This is a genomic window from Streptomyces poriferorum, assembly GCF_019399235.1.
In the GTDB taxonomy this organism is placed as follows: domain Bacteria; phylum Actinomycetota; class Actinomycetes; order Streptomycetales; family Streptomycetaceae; genus Streptomyces; species Streptomyces poriferorum.
The window spans coordinates 18,400-41,872 of sequence record NZ_JAELVH010000018.1 but is presented as its reverse complement, the minus strand read 5'-3'; the positions used below and the strand labels follow the sequence as shown (position 1 = coordinate 41,872).

The window sequence follows — 23,473 nt, the reverse complement described above, 5'->3', positions numbered from 1 at the left end:
CGCAGGCCGCGGCCTGGGACACCGACCGGGCGGCCGCCGCCCACGCCGCCGACCCCGGCTCCGTCACCGCCTCCGGCAGCGAGAACGACGCCACCGGACCAGGAGCCGCCGCGGACGGCGACGGCGCCACCCGCTGGGCCGGCAACTTCGCCGACGACGCCTGGATCCGGGTCGACCTCGGCTCGGTCATCCGGATCAGCCAGGTCACCCTGGACTGGGAGGCCGCCTACGGCAAGAAGTACGTCCTGGAGGTGTCGAAGAACGGCACCGACTGGACCGCCTTCTACACCGAGGACGACGGCACCGGCGGCAGCGTCACCGCGCACACCTACCCGCAGGAGGTCACCGGCCGCTACGTCCGGATGCGCGGCATCCAGCGCGCCACCGCCTGGGGCTACTCCCTCTACTCCTTCAAGGTGTACGGAGGGGAGCAGGCCCCGGCCTCGACGACCCGCACCAACCTGGCTCTGAACCACCCCGCGTACGGCAACCTCTACCAGCACGCGGGCAATTCACCGGCGTTCGTCACCGACGGCGGCTGGCCGGCCGACCTCAAGGCGGACCAGTCGCGCTGGTCCAGCGACTGGAACGCGGACCGCTGGGTCGGCGTCGATCTCGGAGCCACCTCCACCATCGACACCGTCGACCTGTACTGGGAGGCGGCCTACGCCGTCGACTACCGCATCCAGGTCTCCGACGACAACCGCACCTGGCGCACCGTCCACCAGCCCTCAGCCGCCGACGTCGCCGCCCGCCGCGCCGACGTGAAGGCGCCGGGGGAGGCCGCCGGACGCCATGACACCGTCACCCTGCCCACCCCGGCGACCGGCCGCTACGTCCGGATGCTCGGCGTGGAGCGCCGCTCCTTCTACAACCCCGCACCGTCCACCGCCCAGTTCGGCTACTCGCTCTACGAGTTGCAGGTCTGGGGCACCGGAGGCAGCGCGGACGCCGCCTACCCGGCCCTGCCCAAGGACCCGGGCGGCGCGTACAGCACCACGTTCTTCGACGACTTCACCGCCTCGGGCCTGGACCGCTCCAAGTGGCGGGTGGTGCGCACCGGCACCGAGATGGGCCCCGTCAACGGCGAATCGCAGGCCTACGTCGACTCGACGGACAACATCCGCACCGAGAACGGCGCCCTCGTCCTGGAGTCGAAGTACTGCAAGGCGTGCACCCCCACGCCGGGCGGAACCTTCGACTTCACCTCCGGCCGCATCGACACCAACACCAAGTTCGACTTCACCTACGGCAAGGTCAGCGCCCGTATGAAGCTGCCGGTCGGCGACGGCTTCTGGCCCGCCTTCTGGATGCTCGGCAGCAACGTCGACGACCCGTCGGTCTCGTGGCCCGGCTCGGGCGAGACGGACATCATGGAGAACATCGGCTACGGCGACTGGACCAGCTCCGCCCTGCACGGCCCCGGCTACTCGGCCGACGGCAACATCGGCAAGCAGCAGACCTACCCGAACGGCGGCCGCGCCGACGCGTGGCACACCTACGGCGTCGAGTGGACGCCCGAAGGCATGACGTTCACCGTCGACGACCGGGTCGTCCAGACGACCTCCCGCCAGAAGCTCGAATCCACTCGCGGCCAGTGGGTCTTCGACCACAACCAGTACGTGATCCTCAATCTGGCCCTCGGCGGGGCGTACCCCGCCGGCTGGAACAAGGTCACCACGCCCTACTGGGGCCTTCCGCAGTCCAGCGTCGACCGCATCGCCCAGGGCGGCATCAAGGCGGAGATCGACTGGGTGCGCGTCGAGCAGAAGAAGTAGCGGTCGAGCAGAAGAAACAACCGGACCACCACCCCCCGCACCTCCAGGTCACACCCGCACCCCGCGCGCGGCACAGCATCCGCACCGCTGTGCCGCGCGCGGCCACCGCACCGAGGAGCCGCACATGCCACCACGCACCCGTCACCGGGCGAGACCCGCGACCGCCGCACTGGCCGCCGCCACCGTCCTCGCCGGCCTGCTCGCCGGCGCCGTCCCCAGCGCGGCGGCGCCCGTCGCGGCCGACGAACCCGCCCCGGTCGCCATCGACCGCTTCGAGGGCGAGGTCCCCTTCGCGGCCCAGCCCGCCGAGGGCATCTTCACCTGGGGCGGCGACGCCGACGATCCGCCCACCCTCGCCCTGAAGGAACGCGCGGACGCCCCCGAGGGCGCCAAGGTCCTCGAAGGCACCTACGACATCAGCGGCTACGGCGGGCTCAGCCACGACTACGCCGCCGACCAGCCCGCCCACGACTGGTCGGCCCACAAGGGCATCCGCTTCTGGTGGTACGGCCAGAACACCGCACCCCTGCCGCCCGGTTCGGGCAAGAAGATCAGCTTCGAGATCAAGGACGGCGGCGCCCACGGCGAGGCCTCAGAGCTCTGGACCACCTCCTTCACCGACGACTGGGAGGGCTGGCACCAGGTCGAGATCCCGTTCGCCGACTTCACCTACCGCGGCGACTACCAGCCCGTCGGCGGCATCGACCAGGTCCTCGGCCTCGACGAGATGTGGGGCTACGCCCTCACCCTGCCGCCCGGCGGCCCCGGCAAGTTCGCCATCGACGGCATGGAGCTGTACGGCAAGGCGGACGCCGCACTGAAGGCGAGCGTCGTCACCGACGCGGCCGTGCACCCCGTCAAGCAGGGCGGGACCGCCGGCATCGACCTCTCCGTCGCCACGACCGGTTCGCTCCCGCTGGACGAGCCCGTCACCGTCGCCTACGAGACCAAGGGCGGCAGCGGGGCCCCCGGCACCGACTACACGCCGGTCAGCGGCACGTACACCTTCCCCGCGGGCACCGCATCCGGCACCACGCACCGGGTCACCGTCACCACGAAGAAGATCACCGGAGCCGCCTCCGCCAAGACGGTCCCGCTCGAACTCACCGTCACGGGCGCCAAGCCGCCGAAGGAGAACCCGCAGGTCGTCATCGACGCCCACGGGCTGCCCTACCAGAACCCGAAGCTGCCGGTGAAGCAGCGGGTCGCCGACCTGCTCGCCCGGATGTCGCCCGCCGAGAAGGCCGGCCAGATGACGCAGGCCGAGCGCAACGCGCTGTCCTCGCAGGGCGACATCGCCACGTACGACCTCGGCTCGCTGCTCTCCGGCGGCGGCTCCGTCCCCACGCCCAACACGGCAGCGGCCTGGGCCAGGATGGTCGACGGCTACCAGCTGCGCGCCCAGGCGACCCGCTTCCAGATCCCGCTGATCTACGGCGTGGACGCGGTCCACGGCCACAACAACGTGATCGGCTCGACGATCATGCCGCACAACGTCGGCCTCGGCGCGACCCGCGACCCGAGGACCGTCGAGAAGACCGGCGCCGTCACCGCGAACGAGGTGCGCGCCACCGGCATCCCGTGGGACTTCGCCCCCTGCCTCTGCGTCTCGCGCGACGACCGCTGGGGCCGCGCCTACGAGGCGTACGGCGAGGACCCGGCGCTCGTCGAGTCCCTGGAGACCGTGATCCAGGGCATGCAGGGCGCCGCGTCCGGCAAGGACCTGGACCGCAACGACAAGGTGCTGGCCACCGCCAAGCACTACGTCGGCGACGGCGGTACGGAGTACGGCTCCTCCACCACCGGTTCGTACCCCATCGACCAGGGCGTCACCAAGGTCACCCGGCAGGAGCTCGAAGCCGTCCACCTCGCCCCGTTCGACGACGCCGTCAAGCGCGGGGTCGGCACGGTCATGCCGTCGTACTCCTCGCTCGACATCCTCGGGGACGACGAGGGCCCGGTGAAGATGCACGCCAACGCCGAGATGATCAACGGCGTGCTGAAGGACCGGATGGGCTTCGAGGGCTTCGTCATTAGCGACTGGCAGGCGATCGACCAGATCCCCGGCGACTACGCGAGCGACGTGCGCACCTCCGTCAACGCCGGCCTCGACATGATCATGGTGCCGACGGCGTACAAGGACTTCACGAAGACGCTCCAGGACGAGGTCACCGCGGGCCGCATCACCCAGGCCCGGATCGATGACGCGGTGTCCCGCATCCTGACGCAGAAGTTCCGGCTGGGCCTGTTCGAGAAGCCGTACGCCGACACCTCCAACCTCGACAAGGTCGGCTCGGCAGAACACCGCGCCGTGGCCCGCGAGGCCGCCGCCAAGTCCCAGGTGCTGCTGAAGAACGACGGCGGTGTGCTGCCGCTGAAGTCCACGCAGAAGGTGTACGTCGCCGGCTCCAACGCCGACGACATCGGCAACCAGGCCGGTGGCTGGACCGTCAGCTGGCAGGGCTCGTCCGGCAACATCACCCCGGGCACCACGATCCTGTCGGCCATGAAGAAGGACGCCGCCTCGGTCACGTACTCCAAGGACGCCTCGGCCGCCACGGACGGTTACGACGTCGGTGTCGTGGTCGTCGGGGAGACCCCGTACGCGGAGGGCATCGGCGACGTCGGCAACGGCCACGACCTGGAACTGTCCGCCGCCGACAAGGCCGCGGTCGACAAGGTCTGCGCCGCGATGAAGTGCGCCGTCCTGATCGTCTCGGGCCGCCCGCAGCTCATCGGCGACCGCCTCGACGGCATCGACGCCCTGGTGGCCTCCTGGCTGCCGGGCACCGAGGGCGACGGTGTGGCCGACGTGCTCTTCGGCAAGCGGGCCTTCACCGGACAGCTTCCGGTGACCTGGCCGAAGTCCGAGGCGCAGCTGCCCATCAACGTGGGCGACGCGGCGTACGACCCGCAGTTCCCGTACGGCTGGGGCCTCACCACGCTGAAGAAGCCCCCGGCCGGCGGCGAGCTCACCCTCGGCGCGCTCGCGCTGGCCGCCCAGGTCGCGGAGCGGACCGGTCTCGGCCGGACGGACGTGGGCCGGACCATCGTCGGCCAGGCCCGGCTGCTGGTCCAGCAGAAGACCGGCGGGAAGGTGACGGAAGCGGTGTCCAAGCCGTTCGCCGACGCCGACCACCTGCTGCTCACCGGTGACCTGACCGGTGCGGTGGCGAAGCTGAGGGCGGCGTACCGGGCCGCCTGAGACAAGCGGGCGGGCGGCGAGGTCAGCCGCCCGCCCGCGTTTCTCACCCGTCCGGGTTAACGTTGAATTATGCGGAACAGGTCGTTCCCCTCATTCCTGGTCCCGGCGTTCCTCGCGGGACTGCTCCTTCTGCTGTCGGCGGCCACCCTGCTCCTGGCCCCCTCCGCACCCGCCGCGACCAGCGCCTCCACCGTCGACGACGTCGCCCAGGCCCTGCGCAAGAGCCCCGTGTACGTCGATCCGGCAGCGGCCGGCCAGCTCTCCCGGGGCCAGGCCGACGCCCTGACGAAGAAGATCAAGGACGCGGACAAGCCGGTCTTCGTGGCCGTGCTGCCGCAGAGCTCCGCGTTCCCCGAGGACAGCGTGCTCCGCACCCTGCGCACCGACACCGGAATCACCGGCGTCTACGCGATCCGCCTCGGTGACGGATTCAACGCGGGCGCCGACCCGCAGGTGATGTCGCGGCAGTCCGTGCAGAACCTCACCGCGGCCGTGAAGACCCCCGGCGCGGACACCTCCGCCGCGACCCAGCTGAACGCGTTCGTCGACCGGGCCGTCGAGCAGGCCCGGGGCAGCGCCCCCAGCTCCTGGGGCGGCTCCTCGTCCGACACCGGTTCGGCAGGAGCCGGGCTGATCGTCCTGGGCGCGGTGGTGGTCGCCGGCGGCGCGGGCGCCTACACGATCGTGCGCCGCAACCGGAAGCGCAAGGAGGCCGAGGAGCAGGCCGCTCTGGACAAGCTCCGGGTCGTCGTGGACGAGGACATCACGGCCTACGGCGAGACCCTGGACCGGCTCGACTTCCACCCCGCGGAGCCGGGCGCCGACGACACGATGCGCGCCGACTACGAACGCGCCCTCGACTCCTACGAGAGCGCGAAGTCCCGGATGGAACAGGCTCGGCACCCCTCCGACGTGCGCGGGGTCACCCAGGCCCTGGAGGACGGCCGTTACTCGCTCGCCGTCCTGGACGCCCGCCGCACCGGCGGAGCACTCCCCGCCCGCCGCCCGCCCTGCTTCTTCGACCCGCGCCACGGCCCCTCGGTCGCCGATGCCCGGTGGACCCCGTCGGGCGGCACGGCCCGCGAGGTCCCCGTCTGCGGCGCCGACGAGGCACGGCTGCGGAGCGGCGAGGACCCGATGAGCCGCACCGTCGACATGGGGGACGGCAGCCGGCGCCCCTACTGGGAGGCCGGACCGGCCTACGGCCCCTGGGCGGGCGGCTACTTCGGCGGCGGCCTGCTCCCGGGCCTGCTGGTGGGCACGATGCTCGGCTCGATGCTCTCCACCCCGGCGTACGCGGCCGAGTACGGCGGCGGCGACTTCGGCGGTGGTGACTACTCCGGCGGCGACTTCTCCGGCTCCGACTTCGACTCGTCCGGCTTCGGAGACGGTGGAGGCGGCGGCTTCGGTGACGGCGGCGGTTTCGGCGGGGGCGGCGACTTCGGCGGCGGAGGCTTCTAGGACGTCCAGCGCCTCCACGACAACGGCGATGAGTTTCGGGCCGCGTGGCAGTCTCTCTTCCCGTACGCCTGACCGGTATTCGAGGAGCGAGTCACATGCGCATCGTCATCAGCGAGTTCATCAGCCTGGACGGCGTCGTCCAGGCGCCGGGCGGTGCCGAGGAGGACACGGACGGCGGCTTCGCCCACGGCGGCTGGTCGCACCCGTTCTTCGACCCGGAGGTGGTGGGCGGCGCCTTCGACAACGCGATGAGCTCGGCCGAGGCGCTGCTCTTCGGCCGCCGCACCTGGCAGACGATGGCCGCGGCATGGCCCGAGCGGGCCGGCGACCCGTTCGCCGACCGGATGAACGCGATCGAGAAGTACGTCGTGACCGACACCCTGGGCGACGACGAGCTGACGTGGAACAACACCGAGCGCATCCCCGGCAAGCAGTTCGCCGGGCGGATTCAGGAGCTGCGCGCGAAGGACGGCGGCAACCTGCTGGTCATGGGCAGCCCCACGCTCGTACGCGGCCTGCTCGGTGAGGGGCTCGTCGACGAACTCCGGCTCGTGATCATGCCGGTACTGCTCGGCGGCGGGAAGTCGATCTTCCCGGCGGACGGCGGGCTGCGCACCCTGGAGCTGGTCTCGCACGCCACCAGTGACGCGGGCGTGCAGGTGTGCACGTACCGGACGGTGGCGAAGGGCTGAACGGGGTGCGGGGCCGCGGCCCCGCACCCCTCATGGCGCAGGCCCCCGGTCAGCGGCGACCGGCGTGCGCGCGCTCGAAGGCGGCGAAGGCCGTCTCCTGGCGCCACTGGGTCGCGGCCTTCGGGTTGTCGGCGAGATAGCGGGCACAGCGTGCGCCCGGGTGGGCGTCGCCGGGCCGGCTGCCCGCGCAGGCGGAGACCGTGCGGTAGCCGGAGGGCGCGGAGCCGGCGGCCCACAGGCTGCGGCCGTCGCGGAAGGCGTACTCCAGCGAGGCGCGGGCCAGGTCCTTCAGCTCGGTGTAGCCGAGGTCGTACGTCTTCGCGGCGTACTGGTACTCGTGGCTGATGTTGATCCGTGAGACGCCCGGGTCGTCCGTGGACAGGACCACGGGGACGCCGTAGCGGCGGTAGGCGTTGAACGGGTGGTCGTCGCCCGCGATGCCGAGGATCTGCTTGTTGCTGGAGAACGGCACCTCGACCGCGACCTGGCGCCGTGCCATGGTCCGGGCGAGCTTGCGCCAGTCGTCCTCGTGGACCAGGTCGACGCCGTGCCCGATGCGCTCGGCGCCGGCGACGAGGACGGCCTCACGGATGTGGAAGGTCAGGTCCTCCGGCTTGACCAGGCCGGGGGCCAGCTCACCTGCGTGCACACCGGGCTGTCCATCGCCGACCATCTGCACCTGGGCGCCCGCCTCAACCCCACCTGGGACAAGGGGCTGGCGGAGGGACGGATCCGGGACCTCGGCCTCGACCCCGCCCAGCGGGTCGGCAGGCTCTCAGGCGGTCAGCGGGCCCAGGTCGCGCTGACGCTCGCCGTCGCCAAGCGCCCGGAACTGCTGATCCTGGACGAACCCGTCGCCGCCCTGGACCCGCTGGCCCGACGCGAGTTCCTCCAGGGGCTCATGGAACACGTCGCCGAGCACGGCACCACCGTCATCCTCTCCTCGCACCTGGTCTCCGACCTGGAGCGGGTCTGCGACCACCTGATCTCCCTGGTCGCCTCCAGGGTCCAGCTCGCCGGAGACGTCGACGACCTGGTCTCCACCCACTTCCGGCTGACCACGGCCCGCCGTGACGCGGAGAGCCTCCCGAAGGGGATGCGGGTGCTCCAGGCCACACACACCGAGCGTCAGAGCACCTTCCTGGTGCGCGCCGGCACCGCCCTCCACGACCCCGCCTGGGTGCTGGAACCCCTCGATCTGGAGGACCTGGTCCTCACCTACATGGCCGAAGGCAGAACCGCCACCGCCACGAAGACCCCGGAGGCACAGCGATGATCTGGCTGACCTGGCGCCAGTACCGCGTCCAGACCCTCGTGGCCCTGGCGGCGCTGGCCGCTGTCGCAATCGCCCTCGTGATCACGGGGACGCAGATGCGGACCTCGTACGACGGCGACGTGGCCGGCTGCTCCACCACCTGCGAAGCGGCCAAGAACGCGTTCGTCCACGAGTACGAGACGCTGGCCGCCCTCGTCACGGGACTGCTCGTCGCCGTGCCGGGTGTCATAGGGGTCTTCTGGGGCGCGCCGCTCATCGCCCGCGAGCTGGAGACGGGCACGCACCGGCTGATCTGGAACCAGAGCATCAGCCGCAGCCACTGGCTCGCCGTGAAGCTCACGGCCGTGGGCCTGTCGTCCGTCGCCGTCACCGGTCTGCTCAGCCTCATGGTGACCTGGTGGGCCCGCCCGCTCGACGAGATCACCAGCAACCGCTTCGACCCGCTGCTGTTCGACGGCCGGGGCGTCGCGCCACTGGGCTACGCCGCCTTCGCCTTCACCGTCGGAGTCTGCGCCGGCCTGCTGATCCGCCGGACGGTTCCCGCGATGGCGGTCACCCTCGGCCTCTTCGCCGCGGTCCAGATCCTCATGCCGTACGCGATCCGGCCGCTGCTCATGGAGCCGGTGCGGGCGGAGGTGACACTGGCCGGCCTCGGCATGGCGGCGCGGGAAGGACGGCCGGCGGAGGGCGCCGCGTGGAGCGCCACCGACATCATGCTGTCGGGCGACGGGGAGAACGCCCAGGTGAAGGTGGGCCTGTCGAGGCCCGGGGCCTGGGTCCTGTCCGACCTGGGACCCGTACTGAACTCCGCCGGCGAGGAGATGCGCGGCAGCGCGGGCTGTGCCGCACGGGAGACCGACCCGATGCGCTGCCTCGCGAAGTCGGACTTCCATGTGGCGGTGGAGTACCAGCCCGGGGACCGCTACTGGACCTTCCAGTGGATCGAGACGGGGATCTTCGTCGCGCTCGCGGGCATCCTCGCCGGGTTCAGCGCCTGGTGGCTGCGCCGGCGGCTGGACTGACCGTCCGGCGGAGGACCGGGCCGGGCTGTCGGGGGCCCGGCCCGGTCGGCCCGCGGGCGTCACGAGAGGTCGGTGACGCGACGCGCGCGGGCCTCCTCGAAGGGGACCGCCGACCGGCGGACCCGTCAGTCCGAGAAACTTCCGCCCGGCGCCCGGCCGTTCGTACAGCTCAGCGGGGCGGAGGGAGGTCTAGACCACTAACGAAGGAGGAAAACTATTTACCGGGTGCCCGCTCCTGTGGCTGACTATGTCGTGTTCGCGACAACTCGACGCGCGTAGAACGTCGACGGACGCAACTCCCCCCACAAGCAGGAGGCCGCCATGTTCCCCCGGACCTTTTCCCTCAAGCGCACCCAGAAGAGACTCGCCGCGGCCGGTGTCGTCGGTACGAGCGCCGCGCTGCTGCTCGGCCTGATGTCCCCCGCCGCGTCGGCGACGCCCGCGCCGGTCAACCCCGTGCCCTACGGCCAGGGCTACATGGGCGTCGGCTACGTCCAGGACAGCAGGGACTTCAAGCCCGACAGCCGCCAACTGCACCTCGGGGCCCGGGCGGACGCCGGTCTCAAGGCGAACCCCGAGGGCATCGACGTCTCCAGCTGGCAGGGCGGCATCAACTGGAGTTCGGTCCGCGGCGCCGGCATCGAGTTCTCCTGGATGAAGGCGACCGAGGGTCTGACGTACAAGGACCCGACGTTCAGCGCCAACTACCTCAACGCCTACAACGCCGGTGTGATCCGGGGCGCGTACCACTACGCACGCCCGGACGTCTCCGGCGGCGCGGCCCAGGCCGACTTCTTCGCGAGCAACGGCGGCGCATGGTCCCGCGACAACCTCACGCTTCCCGGCGTGCTCGACATCGAAGGCACCTGCTACGGCTACTCCCAGGCCTCCATGCGGCAGTGGGTCCTCGACTTCTACAACAAGTACAAGGCCCGCACGGGCCGTGACGTCGTGATCTACACCAGCCCGAGCTGGTGGAACACCTGCACCGGCGGCTGGAGCGGCATGTCCGCCCTCAGTCCGCTGTGGGTCGCGAACTGGACCACCGGCACCCCCAGCATTCCGGCGGGCTTCCCGTACTACACGGTCTGGCAGTACACCTCCACCGGCGCGGTGAACGGCGTCTCGGGCAACGTCGACCGGGACCGCTTCAGCGGTGACCGCTCCCGCCTGCTGGCACTCGCCAACAACACCCCGTGACGGCGGACGCCGGACATCGTTGCTCTCTCCCGGGCGTGACCCCCGCGTGAGGGGTGCGCGGGCCGGAGCGGCCGTACCCCGGCCGCTCCGGCCCGCGCGCTCACTCCGGGGCCCGGCCCGGCTTCACGACCGTCAACGAAGGAGCACGTCATGGGCTCGACACCACCCCTCAGCAGGCGCGGCGCCCTCATCGCCGGAGCCGCGGCCCTGGCCGGCGGGCTGGCGCCGATGGCCGGTACGGCAGCGGCCGTACGCATGCCCGAGGCCTCACCCCCGCGAGCTGCCGCCCTGACCCCGCAGCAGCGCGCCGCGCAGTGCGTCATCCACTCCTATCCCGGGCTCACGCCCCCCGCTTCCCTGATGAACGCCATCAGGGAAGGGCGCACGGCCGGTGTGATCTTCTTCGGGGAGAACATCGAGAACCTGAGCCAGATCGAGAGCGTCGTCCAGTCGATGAACGCGGCGCACGCCTCGTCCCCGGTGCAGGCCCCGCTGCTCCTCATGACCGACCAGGAGGGCGGCGTGGTCCGCCGGCTGCCGGGGGAGCCCGTCATGTCCGCCAAGGACGTCGGCGCCTCCGCCGACCCGGGGCAGTGGGCCGACTTCACCGGCAGCGGCGCGGGGATGAACCTCGCGGGCGTAGGCATGAACGTCAACCTCGCCCCGGTCCTCGACGTCTACCGTCAGAACGGCGACTTCACCGACCAGTACGAGCGGTCGTACAGCAAGTCGGCTGCGGCGGTCGCCAGTTGCGGCACGGCCTTCATCACCGCCCAGCAGGGCGAAGGCGTCGCCGCCACGGCCAAGCACTTCCCCGGCCTCGGCCCCGCGTCAGCGACCCAGAACACGGACCTCCGCCCCGTCACCCTGACCACGTCCGCGTCCACCCTGCGCAGCGTGGACGAGGCGCCGTACCGGGACGCCATCGCGGCCGGCGTCAAACTCGTGATGCTGTCCTGGGCCATCTACAACGCCCTGGACGCCGGCCGCCCGGCCGGCCTGTCCCCAGCTGTCGTCGGCGAGCTGCGCAACCGGCTCGGCTACACCGGAGTCACCATCACCGACGCCCTGGAGGCCGGCGCCCTTCAGTCCTTCGGCAGTACGTCGCAGCGCGCGGTGGCGGCAGCCGCGGCGGGCATGGACCTGGTGCTCTGCTCGTCCCGCAGCGTCTCCCAGGGGGACGCTGCGGTGACGGCCCTGAGTGACGCCCTGGCATCCGGCGGGCTCGACGGCACGGCCTTCGACGCCGCCGCAGCGCGCGTCCGCGCGCTGCGGACCGGGCTGTAACGGGCGGGCGGGGCCGGCGTCGCGGCGGGGGCGTACGGAGAGGTCCGTACGCCCCCGGCGCCGGTGAGCACGCCGCAGCAGCGCGGCGCCGGTGCGCCCAGGGGGCGGAATGAGCCCCTCCATGATCATTTTTTGGCCCATAGTGGACTCACGCCGTCACCTCGGTGGCCGCTACATTCACCCTTTGACTGGACACGTACAACCAGGAGAAAGGGTATCGATGCGCCCCACACGATCCGTCGGTCACTTAGGAAGAACGCTCATGGCCTGTGCCGCCTCGGCCGCTGTGGCCGCACTGGGCCTTGCCGTCTCACCGGCCGCCGCCGCACCTGCCGCGCCCGCCGTCACCGCGCCTGCCGTCACCGTGCAGGCCGAGCCCGGTGGCGCCTGCACTGCGGCCGACCTCGGCACCCGGCAGCCGTACGTCAAGACCACCGAAGTGACCCCGACGATCACCCACTTCAAGGGCTGGTACGTCACCGAGGGCTCGACCGGTACGCAGAAGGTCACCACCACCGTCCAGGCGACCATCGAGGTGAAGGTCGGCGCCACCGGCAGTGCCAACGTCGAGGGAAGCTTCCCCGGCGAGGTCCTCTCCAAGGCGGGCGCCACCGCGGGCCTCGAAGTGCAGCTGACCTACACCTCCACCAGTACCGCGTCGACCGAGGTCACCTGGAACTTCGGCAGTCCGGGCTATTACGGCCTCTACAAGGGCACCAAGAAGGTCACCGGTACGTACGGCAGCCTCAACTGCAACCGCGTCCAGCAGAGCGACGGCAGCTGGGCCCTGAAGTGGATCGAAGGGGCCGGCGCCGGGAGCTACACCACCTTCACCACCCTCGAAGAAGGCGCGGTGCGCTGCGAGGACACCGTTCCCGCCAACAGCATCATGCGCAAGGCCCAGGACCTCCTCGACTGCGGCTCCGCCACCGCCACCGCCACCGCGCAGCACCCGGCCGGCCCGGTTGCCTCCGCGAAGGCCGCCGAGGCCAGGCAGGAAGGCGCCCGCGCCACCGAGGCCGGGCAGAGCGTGAAGGCCACCGGGAGCCCGGCCCCCGCCACACGGGCCGCCCTGGACTGCCAGTCCCCCGTCTACCGGATCGACGTCCCCGGCAAGCCGCTGAACTGGAGTGCGCCGCTCCTTCCCGGTGACGGCATCCGCCTGCGCGAATCCAACTTCCTCAGCGCCCACCTGGACAACTGGCGGCTGTGCGACGTCACGGAGACCGACGGGGTCATCGAGGCGTCCCTGTGGAACTGGGGCAACGGCGGATGCGCGACCGTGCCGGCAGGCACCGCCAACCAGGAGGGCGCCGCCCTGACGACGGCCACCTGCGGGCAGGACGACCTCCAGCGGTTCTACATCTACCGCGACGTTCCCGGCAGCTCGAAGATCGGTGTGCAGAACAAGTACACCGGCTACATGATGGGTCACGACCGCTACGCGGACGGGGAGTTGATCCATCAGTACTCCAGCGGCAGGCCGGACGGTACGGGTACGTACGCCCTGACCGCGGTCTGACACCCCCTGCCCCGGACACGTCCTAGGTTGGGGTCATGCCAGACACGCAGTTCCCCGCGCCCGTGCCCGTCCCCGGTTCGGCCGCTGATGTCGTCCGTACCTGGGACGCCCGCGCCGATCGCTATCTCCGGCTGTTCCGGGACGAGTTGGAGGGAAAGCCCTTCGACCTGGAGACGCTGGACGCCTTCGCCGGACGCGTGGTGCCGGGCGGCAGGGTGTACGACGCCGGGTGCGGTCCCTGCGGCCATGTCACGGAGTTCCTGGCCGCCCGGGGACTCGACGTGCTCGGCATCGACCTCTCCCCGCGCTGCGTCGGTCTCGCGCGGCGGGAGAGGCCCGGCCGCCGGTTCGCGGTCATGGACCAGCGGGAGATCGCGGAGCCGCTGGACGGGCTGGTCTCGTACTACTCGCTCCACGACCAGCGGAAGGGGCAGTTGGCCGGGACCCTCGACTCGTGGGCCGGGGCGCTCCGCCCCGGCGGGCAGCTCCTGATCGTGGCGAAGGAGGGGACCGGCGACGGGGTGGTCGACGATCCGCTCGGCAGCGGAACGCGCGTGTACTGGGCGGAGTTCACGGAGTACGAGCTCCGCGCGGCGGCCGGGGAGTCCGGCTTCCGCATCGACGACTGCACGGTCCGCGAGGCGTACGAGGGCGAGATCCCGACACGCCGCATCTACCTCTCGGCGGCGCGCGGCGAGGCCTGAGCCGACCCGGCGGCCCCGGCTCAGGCGGCGTACGCCGCGGTGAACCGTTCGGCGGATTCCCAGAGCTCGTCCTCACGCCGCGGGTCGTAGGACTCGTTCGACGACCGGGCCGCACGGGTGCGGTCGACATAGGACCCGGTCGGCGCCTCGGTCGTGCCGAGGACGACGTCGGCGAGGTGGCGCCCGGCGGCGTTGCGGCCGGTCGCGAACGGCGTGAGGGCCATGGCCGGCAGGATGCGGCGCATCGCGAACCGGGCGACGGGGCCTGCGTTACGGGCGAGGCCGGTGCCGGGCACGAACCCCGGGTTGTACGCCACGGCGTCGACCCGGCCGGCAGCCGCCGCGCGTACGCGTGCACCAGATAGATCGCGGCCAGCTTGCTCGTGGAATACGCGGTACGCCCGCCGGACGCGGTGTCCGGCCGGGGGAAGGCGCCCGGACGGGCGAGGATGTTCGGGGACCGCCACGCCGGGCCGGGCACCATGCCCATGTTGTGCGTGAAGTCCCCGAAGTGGGTGTCGTCCTGATCGTTCCGGGCGCGGACCTGCGCATGGTCACCTACACGGCGGCGTCCGGCAGCAGCGACGAGGGAAAGCTCGACCTCCTGCGCGTCACGGGCGCTGCCGCCGCCCGTCCCTGACACCGGGGCCGGTGATCTGCCCCGTCACTTCTCAGTGCCGACCGACCTGGTTCGGTGCCAGCTCAGCGATGACCTCGTCGCCATCAACTGCTCCCGTCGGCACGAAACCCAGCGAGGTGTAGAGCCGTCCGGCAACGGCGTTGTCCGGGTGATAGGCCAGCCGGACAGTCCAGCAGTCCTCTTGCGCCGCCAACCAGCCCGTCATGGTCAGCAGAACAGCACGGCCGAGGCCCTTGCCCTGCTCGGCGCCGTCGATCAGCATTCCCCCGATCCAGTGCGAGCGTTCCTCGTCGTCCAGACCCCACATGACGTGTCCGACGACCGCGTCGTCGGCGTGGACCGCCAGCGAATTCCAGGTCTCCTCACGCATGGAGAGCAAGAGGTAGCGTGCTGCCATGGCAGGGACGTGACTCGCTGATCGTCGAGAGGTGCGACGTCGGCGACCTCGCGCCAGTTCTCGGCGCCCACCTCCCGCAAGGTGACGCGCCGTCCGGGCCGGTCGAAGAAGCCGTAGTCAATCATCCGAGGAGACTACTGATCACAGTTCGGTGACCCGGTGAGCGATGCCGGTCACGGCACCGGCCTGGCTTCTCCTCCAGCCCTCAGCCGGCCGCCCGCTCGCGACCCCAGGCGGCCAGCGGCTGGAGCGCGTCGTTGAGACGCTTGCCGTCCTCGGTCAGTGAGTACTCGACGCGAGGCGGCACCACGTCGTAGGCGACGCGATGTACGACACCGTCCGCTTCCAGCTCACGCATGTGAGAGGCCAGCACCTTCTCGGTGATCCCCGGAATCAGCCGACGCAGCTCGCCGAAGCGGCGGCAGGGGTGCTCGTGGAGCGCCCAGAGGATCAGCACCTTCCACTTGCCGCCGATCACCTCCATCGCGGTGTCGATCCCGCAGACGTGTCCGGCTGGTGTGCCCGGCCGGTTCAGCGTTGTCATGCCCCACCCTTCCGACGTGCTTGCTCACCTCGGGGTAACCACCCACTACCAAGTGCGTACTTGATCACCCCCGGACTCGCGACCAGCCTAATCGGCATGGCACAGAACACTGTTGAGAAGACTCCCGTCACGCTGCTGGGCCTCGGCGCGATGGGCACCGCGATGGCCCGTACCTGGCTTGCCGCCGGCCACCCGCTCACCGTCTGGAACCGCACCCCGGCCCGCGCCACGGCGCTCGCCGCCGGGGGAGCAACGGTCGCGGACACCGCCAGTGAGGCGGTCGCGGCGAACACCCTGGTCGTCGTCTGCCTGTTGGACGACACCTCGGTCGACAAGGTGCTGGCCGGTACCGACCTGGCCAACAAGGACCTGGTCAATCTGACCACCAGCACGCCTGCCCAGGCCCGCGCCCGCGCCGAGTGGGCCCGCGAGCGAGGCGCCCGCTACCTGGACGGCGGGATCATGGCCGTCCCTCCCATGATCGGAGTCCCGGAAGCCGGCGGCTACGTCTTCTACAGTGGCTCGCCGGAGCTGTTCGAGCGGCACCAGCGGACCCTGGGCGTCCCGGTCGGCACGACCTACGTCGGAGAGGACGCGGGATTCGCGGCCCTGCACGACGTGGCCCTGCTCAGCGCCATGTACGGGATGTTCGCCGGGTCCGCGCACGCCTTCGCCCTGATTCGCAAGGAGGGCATCGACCCCGCGGCGCTCGCCCCGCTGCTTGCCGACTGGCTCGTCGCGATGGCCCCGGCAGTTCACCGGACCGCCGATCAGCTGCGGAGCGGTGACTACACCAAGAGTGTCGTCTCCAACCTTGCCATGCAGGTGGCCGGCACACCGACCTTCCTGAGCACCGCCGAGCAGCAGGGGGTCAGCCCGGAACTGCTCAGCCCCTACTTCGAGCTGATGCGGCGCCGCCTGGCCGAGGGCAGCGGCGAGGAGGACCTGACGGGTGTGATCGACCTGCTGGTGCGCTGACCGGCCACTTGCCGTCCCAGAAGCGACCGTGCTGGTCACAGTTCTCAACGAGGGGCTGTGACCATCACTTTCGCAACACGCCCTGGGCCGCTGCACCGAGGAAGGCGGATCAGGCGTGCCGGAGGTCCGTGAGGACGGGGCCGTCGGTGACCTCGGCGTCGCGGATGTGCACGGCAGCGGGGTGGGCGGAGACCTCCACGCAGGCCCCGGGGCGGGGGAGCGAGGCCCCGAGAAGGTCGCCCGGTGCGAGTTTGCCGCTTCGGCAAGGATCTTTGCCGAATCCGCGCCGGGCCCGCACCATCTTCCGTAGATGGAGGTGTTTCGCATGAGCGATATGACGACGCAGACGTACGACGTGGTGGTGATCGGCGGCGGGGCCGCCGGCCTGAGCGGGGCGTTGTCCCTGGCGCGGGCCCGGCGGTCCGTGCTGGTGATCGACGCGGGCAGCCCGCGCAACGCACCCGCGTCCCACGTGCACAACTACCTGGGCCGGGAGGGCACCCCGCCCTCGGAGCTGGTGGCCATCGGCCGCAAGGAGGTGGCCGAATACGGGGCCGAGGTCGTCGAGGGTGACGTCACGGCGGCCGAGCAGCTGCCGGGCGCGGCCGGGTTCCGAGTCCTGCGGAAGGACGGCACCGCTGTCACGGCGCGACGCCTCCTCGTCACCACCGGGCTCGTCGACGAGCTCCCGCCCATCCCGGGCCTGGCCGAGCGCTGGGGGCAGGACGTGCTGCACTGCCCGTACTGCCACGGCTGGGAGGTCCGGGACGCGGCGATCGGCATCGTGGCGCTGACGCCGATGGCCGTGCACCAGGCGCTGTTGTGGAGGCAGTGGAGCGCCGACGTCACCCTCTTCCTGCACAACGGGCCCGAGCCGAGCGACGAGGAGTACGAGCAGCTCGCCGCGCGGAACATCGCCGTGGTGGACGGCGAGGTGACCGGCATCGAGGTGGGCGAGGATCGTCTCACCGGCGTACGGCTGGCCGGTGGCCGGGTCGTTCCGCGCGAGGCCGTCGTGGTCCAGCCGCGGTTCACGGCACGCTCCGGGGTGCTCGACGGGCTCGGGCTGCGGGCCACTCCCATGGAGATGGGCGGGCACACCCTCGGCACGTACATCGCGGCCGACCCGACCGGGGCGACGGAGGTGCCCGGTGTGTGGGTGGCCGGTAACGTCGCCAGCCTGATGGACCAGGTCATCGGCGCCGCCGCCGCGGGGCTGAAGGCCGGCGCCGCCATCAACGCCGACCTCGTCGCCGACGACACCCGACGCGCGGTCGAGGCCCGACGCGCCCCCTTCTCGGCCGAGGCCGAGCGTCAGGTCTGCGAGAAGACCCTCGGAAGCCGCCGCCACGGACTGCAGGAGACACGATGACCCACGACAGCACCGACGCCGCCGCCTCCGACGCGGAGCTCTGGGACGAGCGCTACCGCGAGAGCCGCCGGATCTGGAGCGGGAATCCCAACACCGCCCTCGTCCGGGAAGTGGAGGACCTGAAGCCGGGGCGCGCCCTGGACCTCGGGTGCGGCGAAGGGGCGGACGCGGTCTGGCTCGCCCGTCAGGGCTGGCGCGTCACTGCCACCGACATCTCGCGCGTCGCCCTGGACCGGGCCGCCGAACACGGGGCCGACGCGGAGGTCGCCGACCGGATCGACTGGCAGTTCCACGACCTCGGGGTCTCCTTCCCCGACGGGGAGTACGACCTGGTGTCCGCCCAGTTCCTGCACTCCATGGGCAACCTGCCGCGCGAGCAGATCCTGCGCCGGGCCGCCGCGGCGGTGGCCCCCGGCGGTGTGCTCCTGATCGTCGGCCACGCCGGCTTCCCCTCCTGGGAGCACGACCACGCGGACATGGAGCTCCCCACCACGGACGAGGTGCTCGCCTCCCTCCAGCTCCCGGAAGCGGACTGGGAGGTGCTGCTCAGCGCGGAGCACGAGCGGGTGCAGAACGACCCGGACGGCAACCCGACCACCCGTACGGACAACGCACTGAAGGTCCGCCGGCTCTGACGGTGGATACGGTCCGCCGAGGGGCATGACCGCGCCGAACTGCTGCTCTCCTGGGCGGCAGTTGGGTGTTGCTGCACGCATGACAGGATCGCGGCCATGCCTCTCAGCGTTCCCTGCCTCCGGATCGGCGCGACCGAGATCATCGCTCTCCATGACGGCGAGGGCCCGTTCTTCTCCCCGCGCGCCGAGGCCTTTCCGGAGGCCTCGGCCGCTCAGTGGGCCGAGGCCGACCGCTACGACCCGGGCGCGGTCGACGCCGAGGGCCGCTGGCGGCTCCGGTTCCGCGCCTACGCGATCCGCGGCGACAACGGCGTCACCGTCGTGGACGCCGGGATCGGTCCGGCGGACAGCCCGGCCGCATCGTGGGCGCCGGTGCCCGGTGTGCTGCCCGAGTCGCTCGCCGCCGCGGGCATCGACCCGGCCGACGTCGACACCGTGGTGCTCACGCATCTGCACACCGACCACGTCGGGTGGGCGGTCGTCACCGAGGCGGCCGTCCCCTCGGCAAGCTGCACGGCGGACGGCGTCCCTTCGCCGGGCAGCGCCGCCGGCCGCCGCCCCTATTTCCCGAACGCCGAATACCTGCTCCAGCGGGCCGAGTTCGAAGCCATCGACGTGCTCAACCCGCAGCTGCGGCAGACCCTCACTGACCCGCTCGCGGCGGCAGGCCGGCTCCGGCTCCTCGACGGGGACACGCAGATGCGCGCCGGGCGCGCGGTCGCCACGCCCGGTCACACGCCCGGGCACCAGAGTGTGCTGGTCGCCGACGGGCGCGAGCGGGTGCTGGTCACCGGCGACCTCCTGGTGCACGCGCTCCAGCTGATCCACCCCGAGCTCGCCTACGCGCATGAGATCGACCCGGAGGCGGCGAGGCAGTCGAGGGAGCGCATGCTCCGCCGCGGAACCGCCACCACGCTGCACGTGGCGACGCCGCATCTGACGGAGCCGTTCATCCCCGTGTGATCGCGGCCGGCCGGCCCGGTCAGGTCCGCACGTGCGTGCGCCGCGAGCATTGCCGTGGCGCAGCACGTTCAGGTCGGGAACTGACCTATACGGCTCCTAGCGTGTCTCTCGACCGGCGGAACAGAGACACGACAGAAGGCAGAGACGATGACCGTCAGCGGGACGACCACCAGCGATGCGACCGATGCCCCGGCCCTCAGCGACGAGCGCACCGATCTGCTGGAGATGCTGGCCAAGCACCGGCACTTCCTCCGTTTCACCACCCGCGACCTCACCGACGAGCAGGCCGGGCTGCGCACCACGGTGAGCGAGCTGTGTCTGGGCGGTCTCATCAAGCACGTCAGCGGGGCCGAGCGGGGCTGGTCGCGGTTCATCATCGAAGGCCCGTCGGCCATGCCGGACTTCACCGCGATGACCGAGGCCGACTGGGCGAAGCGGGCCGACGACATGCGGATGCTGCCCGGCGAGACGCTGGCCGGTGTGCTGGAGGACTACGCGGAGGCGGCCAGGCAGACCGACGAGCTGATCGCCACCCTGCCCGATCTGGGCGCCACCCAGCCGTTGCCCAAGGCCCCGTGGTTCGAGGGCGACGCGCGGTGGTCGGCGCGCCGGGTGCTGATGCACATCATGACCGAGACCGCTCAGCACGCCGGTCACGCCGACATCATCCGGGAGTCGATCGACGGCGCGAAGAGCATGGGCTGACGGCACATCGCAGCCCGTCGAGCGTTGGAACGGCGGGGAAGACTCACGAAGCTCCGCTCGGAGCCGCTCTAGACGAGCGCCCTCGCGGCAGCTCTGCCCCATAGGCTGCGCGGATGAGCGACCACGTGTCATCGCCATCCGGTGCCGAGCCGCCCGCACGGGCCGCCGCACCACGGGTCAGCGCCCGCGCGGTCGTGGTGGATCAGGCGCGTCGGATCCTCCTGATCCGGCACCGCGACGACGGCCGGGAATTCCACGTGCTGCCCGGCGGACGTGTAGAGCCCGGTGAGACGACCGCCGAGGCGGTCGTCCGTGAGGTGCGGGAGGAGACCGGACTGCGGGTCCGTGTCGGCGAGCTGCTCTGGGTCCGCGAGTACCTTCCGGAGCGGCACCCCGGCAATTCGTATCACCGCACCCGGTTGCAGCAGCTTCAGTTGTACTTCAGAGCCCGGCTGGACTCCGACGCCGCACTGCCGGCGACGGCGCCGGACCGCACGCAGGCGGCCGTTGTCTGGCATCCCCTGGCCGCCCTCGGCGAGTTGGTCCTGCTTCCGGCCGGGCTGGAGATTCCGCTCACCGCGCTGGGCACCGGACAGGCCGCGAGTACGCCGGTGTACCTCGGCGACCTGCTCTGATCCTGACCTTCCACCGCCCCGGCGGCGAAGCCTGCGGGAAGTCGGGAGCGAAACGGGCGCGGCGGATGCGGCTGGGGCAGCGTCGGGGGAGCGGGGCAGCGCCCACACCACTCCCGGCTCCGGGTGGCGTACACGTCCGTGAGTGCGCGGCGAACCCGCGCCGCACACGCCGAGCGCCCGCCGTCCTCCCCGTGAGGGGCGGAAGGCGGGCGCGCTCGGTGCGGGGTGTCCCCGGTGGATCAGGCCTGCGGAGCGGCGGCCTTGATCGCGGAGATGTCGAAGTTCAGCTTGACCTTGTCGCTGACCATCACGCCGCCGGTCTCCAGCGCGGCGTTCCACGTCAGGCCCCAGTCGGAGCGCAGGATGTCCGCGCTGCCCTCGAAGCCGACGCGCTCGTTGCCGTAGACGTCCGTCGCGGAGCCGTTGAACTCCAGGTCGATGGCGAGCGGGCGGGTGACGTCCTTGATGGTGAGGTCGCCGGTGACGCGGTACTTGTCGCCGCCCAGCTGCTCGGCAGCCGTCGAGCGGAACGTCATGAGGGGGAACTTCTCGGCGTCGAAGAAGTCGCCGCTGACCAGGTGGCCGTCACGGTCGGAGATGCCGGTGTCCACGCTGGCGATCTTGACGTCGATGGAGGCGGCGGAGTTGGCCGGGTCGCTGCCGTCCAGCTTCAGGCTGCCCTCGTGCTCACCGAAGGAGCCGCGCACGTTGGTGACCATGGCGTGACGGACGGTGAAGCCGATGCTGCTGTGGGCCGGGTCGATCGCGTAGTCGCCGGTGAGGGCGGCCAGGGCCGGGTCGACGGCGACGGTGGTGGCGGGGGCGTCGTTGTTCTTGCGGTTGAACAGAGCCATGGCTCCTCCTCGGGGACGTGATCGAGCGGGGCTCGAAGTAGTTGTTTAACCTTCAACGAGATTCACTGTAGACCTATCTTGTTCAAAGTTCAACATCTGCGGTCCCGACTGTTACGGAAGGAGGCGCGGCGCGGGCGTGAATTCACGTGACCGTCACCGCGGGCCCTCTGGCGGACGCGCGTAGAACTCGGGCAGTATCCTCCCTGCCCCATTGTCATGCACAGGAGGAGTCCCCCCATGGTGTCCCGTATGACGCTGCGCCCCGTCCTGACCGCCCTCGCCCTCGTGCTGGGCGTCCTCTTCGCCCCCGGCATCGGTGTCGTCGCCGGTACGACGGACGCCTACGCCGTCACCAAGCTCACCCACAGCCAGGCGACCGCCAGATTCAGCTCGTCCGGCATCACCTGGTCGTCCTCCGGCGGCTGCTCCAACCGCAACGTCTCCACCTGCACGTCGTTCGACCAGCTCAATCTGCCGACCGCCCAGGGCGCCCAGACCCTCAAGAGCGCTACGGGCTGCGCGCTCAACATCACCGGCGGCACCGAGACCGGGCACGCCAGTGGCACGTACTCGCACTGGAACGGCTACAAGCTCGACTTCGGCAAGACCACCTGTCTCACCAACTACGTGCACGGCGTGTTCAGTTACATCGGTGTGCGCGGTGACGGAGCACCCCAGTACCAGTCCGGCTCCGGCAACGTCTACGCGGACGAGGGCAACCACTGGGACGTCACGTACTACAACTGCGGCGGCTGCTGACCCGCGCCGCACGGTTCGTGGCGCGCAGGCTCGGGGGCGTCGGAGCATCGTGACGCCCCCGAGCCTGCCGCTGGAAGTCCGGAAGTCCGGAAGTCCGGAAGTCCGGAGGCCCGGACCTCCGGCGGGCCCCGGCTGTCGCGGTGAGGGCTACCGGGCCCCGGGGCCGTGGCCCGACGGGGTGCGCTGTCTCAGGCGCTCGCCCTGCGGCCCGAACATCACCAGGTACTCGACCGGCCCGCCGGGTCCGGCGTTCGCGACCCCGTGGGCGGTGCGGGTGTCGAACTCGGCCACGTCCCCGGCGGTCAGGATCAGGTCCTGCTCGCCGAGTGCGAGCCAGAGCCGCCCGTACAGGACGCACAGCCATTCGTAGCCGTCGTGGGAGATCTGGCGCGGCCGCCCGGACGGCTCCCCGACGGGCGGCAGGACGTGCTTGTGTGCGTGCAGGCCCCCGACGTACGGGGTCAGCGGCAGCACCGCCTTGTCGTCGCCGAAGCGCTGCGACGTGGAGATGCGGGGCCCGGACTCCGGTGCGGTGCCGGCCAGTTCGTCCAGCGGGACGTCGTACTCCTTCGCCAGCCGCAGAAGCACCTCCAGGGTGGGCCTGCGCCGGCCGGTCTCGATGCGCGACAGCGTGCTGAGGGAGATGCCGGTCGCGCGGCCGACGCCGCTGAGCGTGGCGCCGCGGTGTTCGCGCGCGGCCCGCAGCCGGGGTCCCATGGCCGCCATCGCGGCGGCCGTCCCGTCGTCCGTCATTCCCGCCCCCGCTTCCTCCGGTCGCCCCGCTCCACCGCTCTCCGCTGCAAGTTTGCCAGCACGGCAAGGCTTCTCGCGTCCGGTGGCCGCC

Annotated in this window: 22 protein-coding genes and 2 pseudogenes; 18 read left to right on the top strand and 6 right to left on the bottom strand. The window is 71.3% G+C overall.

The features are described 5' to 3' along the window. The 4 genes from JGS39_RS05695 to JGS39_RS05680 form a co-directional block, all read left to right on the top strand. Positions 1–1,778: discoidin domain-containing protein (locus tag JGS39_RS05695; RefSeq protein WP_219567621.1), on the top strand; the 1,778-nt coding region annotated here is incomplete at its 5' end. Positions 1,779–1,902: 124 nt separating this feature from the next. Continuing rightward, positions 1,903–4,983, top strand: a complete 3,081-nt coding sequence (locus tag JGS39_RS05690; RefSeq protein WP_219567620.1) for a glycoside hydrolase family 3 protein — start codon at positions 1,903–1,905, stop codon at positions 4,981–4,983. Positions 4,984–5,052: 69 nt separating this feature from the next. Beyond that, complete coding sequence (locus tag JGS39_RS05685) at positions 5,053–6,444, top strand: hypothetical protein (RefSeq protein WP_219567619.1); 1,392 nt, start codon at positions 5,053–5,055, stop codon at positions 6,442–6,444. Positions 6,445–6,539: 95 nt separating this feature from the next. Beyond that, complete coding sequence (locus JGS39_RS05680; protein WP_219567618.1) at positions 6,540–7,136, top strand: dihydrofolate reductase family protein; 597 nt, start codon at positions 6,540–6,542, stop codon at positions 7,134–7,136. Positions 7,137–7,185: 49 nt separating this feature from the next. On the opposite strand, the pseudogene JGS39_RS05675 reads toward JGS39_RS05680, so the two are convergent. Then, positions 7,186–7,785, bottom strand: a pseudogene (locus JGS39_RS05675) (adenosine deaminase); the annotation flags it as partial. On the opposite strand from JGS39_RS05675, the gene JGS39_RS40625 reads away from it, so the two are divergent. From JGS39_RS40625 to JGS39_RS05645, 6 genes are all read left to right on the top strand, one after another. Further along, a complete protein-coding gene (locus tag JGS39_RS40625) occupies positions 7,666–8,412 on the top strand; it encodes an AAA family ATPase (RefSeq protein ID WP_219567617.1) in 747 nt (248 codons plus the stop codon). The pseudogene JGS39_RS05675 and the gene JGS39_RS40625 sit on opposite strands and share 120 nt — an antisense overlap. Further along, positions 8,409–9,434, top strand: a complete 1,026-nt coding sequence (locus JGS39_RS05665) for an ABC transporter permease (protein ID WP_219567616.1) — start codon at positions 8,409–8,411, stop codon at positions 9,432–9,434. The genes JGS39_RS40625 and JGS39_RS05665 overlap by 4 nt, the downstream gene beginning before the upstream one ends. 321 nt (positions 9,435–9,755) lie before the next feature. Beyond that, positions 9,756–10,634: a GH25 family lysozyme gene (locus JGS39_RS05660; RefSeq protein ID WP_219567615.1), complete on the top strand. Its 879-nt coding sequence runs from the start codon at positions 9,756–9,758 to the stop codon at positions 10,632–10,634. Between the two features lie 150 nt (positions 10,635–10,784). Continuing rightward, the gene (locus JGS39_RS05655) at positions 10,785–11,921 is read left to right on the top strand and encodes a glycoside hydrolase family 3 N-terminal domain-containing protein (protein WP_219567614.1); all 1,137 of its coding nucleotides are present in this window, start codon (positions 10,785–10,787) and stop codon (positions 11,919–11,921) included. Between the two features lie 262 nt (positions 11,922–12,183). Next, on the top strand, positions 12,184–13,443 hold the full coding sequence (locus JGS39_RS05650) for an RICIN domain-containing protein (protein WP_236063412.1): 1,260 nt from the start codon (positions 12,184–12,186) through the stop codon (positions 13,441–13,443). A 35-nt stretch (positions 13,444–13,478) separates the two neighbouring features. After that, the gene (locus JGS39_RS05645; protein WP_219567612.1) at positions 13,479–14,147 is read left to right on the top strand and encodes a class I SAM-dependent methyltransferase; all 669 of its coding nucleotides are present in this window, start codon (positions 13,479–13,481) and stop codon (positions 14,145–14,147) included. Positions 14,148–14,167: 20 nt separating this feature from the next. Here the strand turns inward: JGS39_RS05645 and JGS39_RS05640 are convergent, their stop codons facing one another. Continuing rightward, positions 14,168–14,464: a Rossmann-fold NAD(P)-binding domain-containing protein gene (locus JGS39_RS05640; protein WP_219567611.1), complete on the bottom strand. Its 297-nt coding sequence runs from the start codon at positions 14,462–14,464 to the stop codon at positions 14,168–14,170. A gap of 176 nt (positions 14,465–14,640) precedes the next feature. Between JGS39_RS05640 and JGS39_RS05635 the strand changes: the two genes are divergently transcribed. After that, positions 14,641–14,787, top strand: coding sequence for a hypothetical protein (locus JGS39_RS05635; RefSeq protein WP_308120197.1), 147 nt, complete (start codon positions 14,641–14,643; stop codon positions 14,785–14,787). A 31-nt stretch (positions 14,788–14,818) separates the two neighbouring features. Here the strand turns inward: JGS39_RS05635 and JGS39_RS05630 are convergent. Together JGS39_RS05630 and JGS39_RS05625 are read right to left on the bottom strand one after the other, a co-directional pair. Continuing rightward, positions 14,819–15,309, bottom strand: a pseudogene (locus JGS39_RS05630) (GNAT family N-acetyltransferase). An 80-nt stretch (positions 15,310–15,389) separates the two neighbouring features. Next, entirely contained in the window at positions 15,390–15,728 is a 339-nt protein-coding gene (locus JGS39_RS05625) for a winged helix-turn-helix transcriptional regulator (RefSeq protein ID WP_219567610.1), read from the bottom strand. Positions 15,729–15,824: 96 nt separating this feature from the next. Here JGS39_RS05625 and JGS39_RS05620 point away from each other — a divergent pair, with 96 nt between their 5' ends. From JGS39_RS05620 to JGS39_RS05590, 6 genes are all read left to right on the top strand, one after another. Next, positions 15,825–16,706 carry an NAD(P)-dependent oxidoreductase gene (locus JGS39_RS05620; protein ID WP_219567609.1) on the top strand — a complete coding sequence of 294 codons (882 nt, stop codon included), beginning with the start codon at positions 15,825–15,827 and terminating at the stop codon, positions 16,704–16,706. Positions 16,707–17,031: 325 nt separating this feature from the next. Further along, positions 17,032–18,078: an NAD(P)/FAD-dependent oxidoreductase gene (locus JGS39_RS05610; protein ID WP_219567607.1), complete on the top strand. Its 1,047-nt coding sequence runs from the start codon at positions 17,032–17,034 to the stop codon at positions 18,076–18,078. Then, complete coding sequence (locus tag JGS39_RS05605) at positions 18,075–18,713, top strand: SAM-dependent methyltransferase (protein ID WP_219567606.1); 639 nt, start codon at positions 18,075–18,077, stop codon at positions 18,711–18,713. Before JGS39_RS05610 ends, JGS39_RS05605 begins: the two co-directional genes overlap by 4 nt. 96 nt (positions 18,714–18,809) lie before the next feature. Beyond that, on the top strand, positions 18,810–19,676 hold the full coding sequence (locus tag JGS39_RS05600; protein ID WP_219567605.1) for an MBL fold metallo-hydrolase: 867 nt from the start codon (positions 18,810–18,812) through the stop codon (positions 19,674–19,676). 147 nt (positions 19,677–19,823) lie between these two features. Continuing rightward, positions 19,824–20,381 (top strand): DinB family protein, encoded by a 558-nt coding sequence (locus tag JGS39_RS05595; protein ID WP_219567604.1) that lies wholly within the window; start codon positions 19,824–19,826, stop codon positions 20,379–20,381. A 113-nt stretch (positions 20,382–20,494) separates the two neighbouring features. Then, on the top strand, positions 20,495–21,016 hold the full coding sequence (locus tag JGS39_RS05590; RefSeq protein ID WP_219567603.1) for an NUDIX domain-containing protein: 522 nt from the start codon (positions 20,495–20,497) through the stop codon (positions 21,014–21,016). A gap of 239 nt (positions 21,017–21,255) precedes the next feature. On the opposite strand, the gene JGS39_RS05585 is transcribed toward JGS39_RS05590, so the two are convergent. Then, positions 21,256–21,870 (bottom strand): YceI family protein, encoded by a 615-nt coding sequence (locus tag JGS39_RS05585; protein WP_219567602.1) that lies wholly within the window; start codon positions 21,868–21,870, stop codon positions 21,256–21,258. Between the two features lie 237 nt (positions 21,871–22,107). Here JGS39_RS05585 and JGS39_RS05580 point away from each other — a divergent pair, with 237 nt between their 5' ends. Beyond that, entirely contained in the window at positions 22,108–22,629 is a 522-nt protein-coding gene (locus JGS39_RS05580; protein ID WP_219567601.1) for a hypothetical protein, read from the top strand. Between the two features lie 147 nt (positions 22,630–22,776). Here the strand turns inward: JGS39_RS05580 and JGS39_RS05575 are convergent, their stop codons facing one another. Further along, positions 22,777–23,382, bottom strand: a complete 606-nt coding sequence (locus tag JGS39_RS05575; protein ID WP_219567600.1) for a helix-turn-helix domain-containing protein — start codon at positions 23,380–23,382, stop codon at positions 22,777–22,779. Between the last annotated feature and the right edge of the window lie 91 nt (positions 23,383–23,473).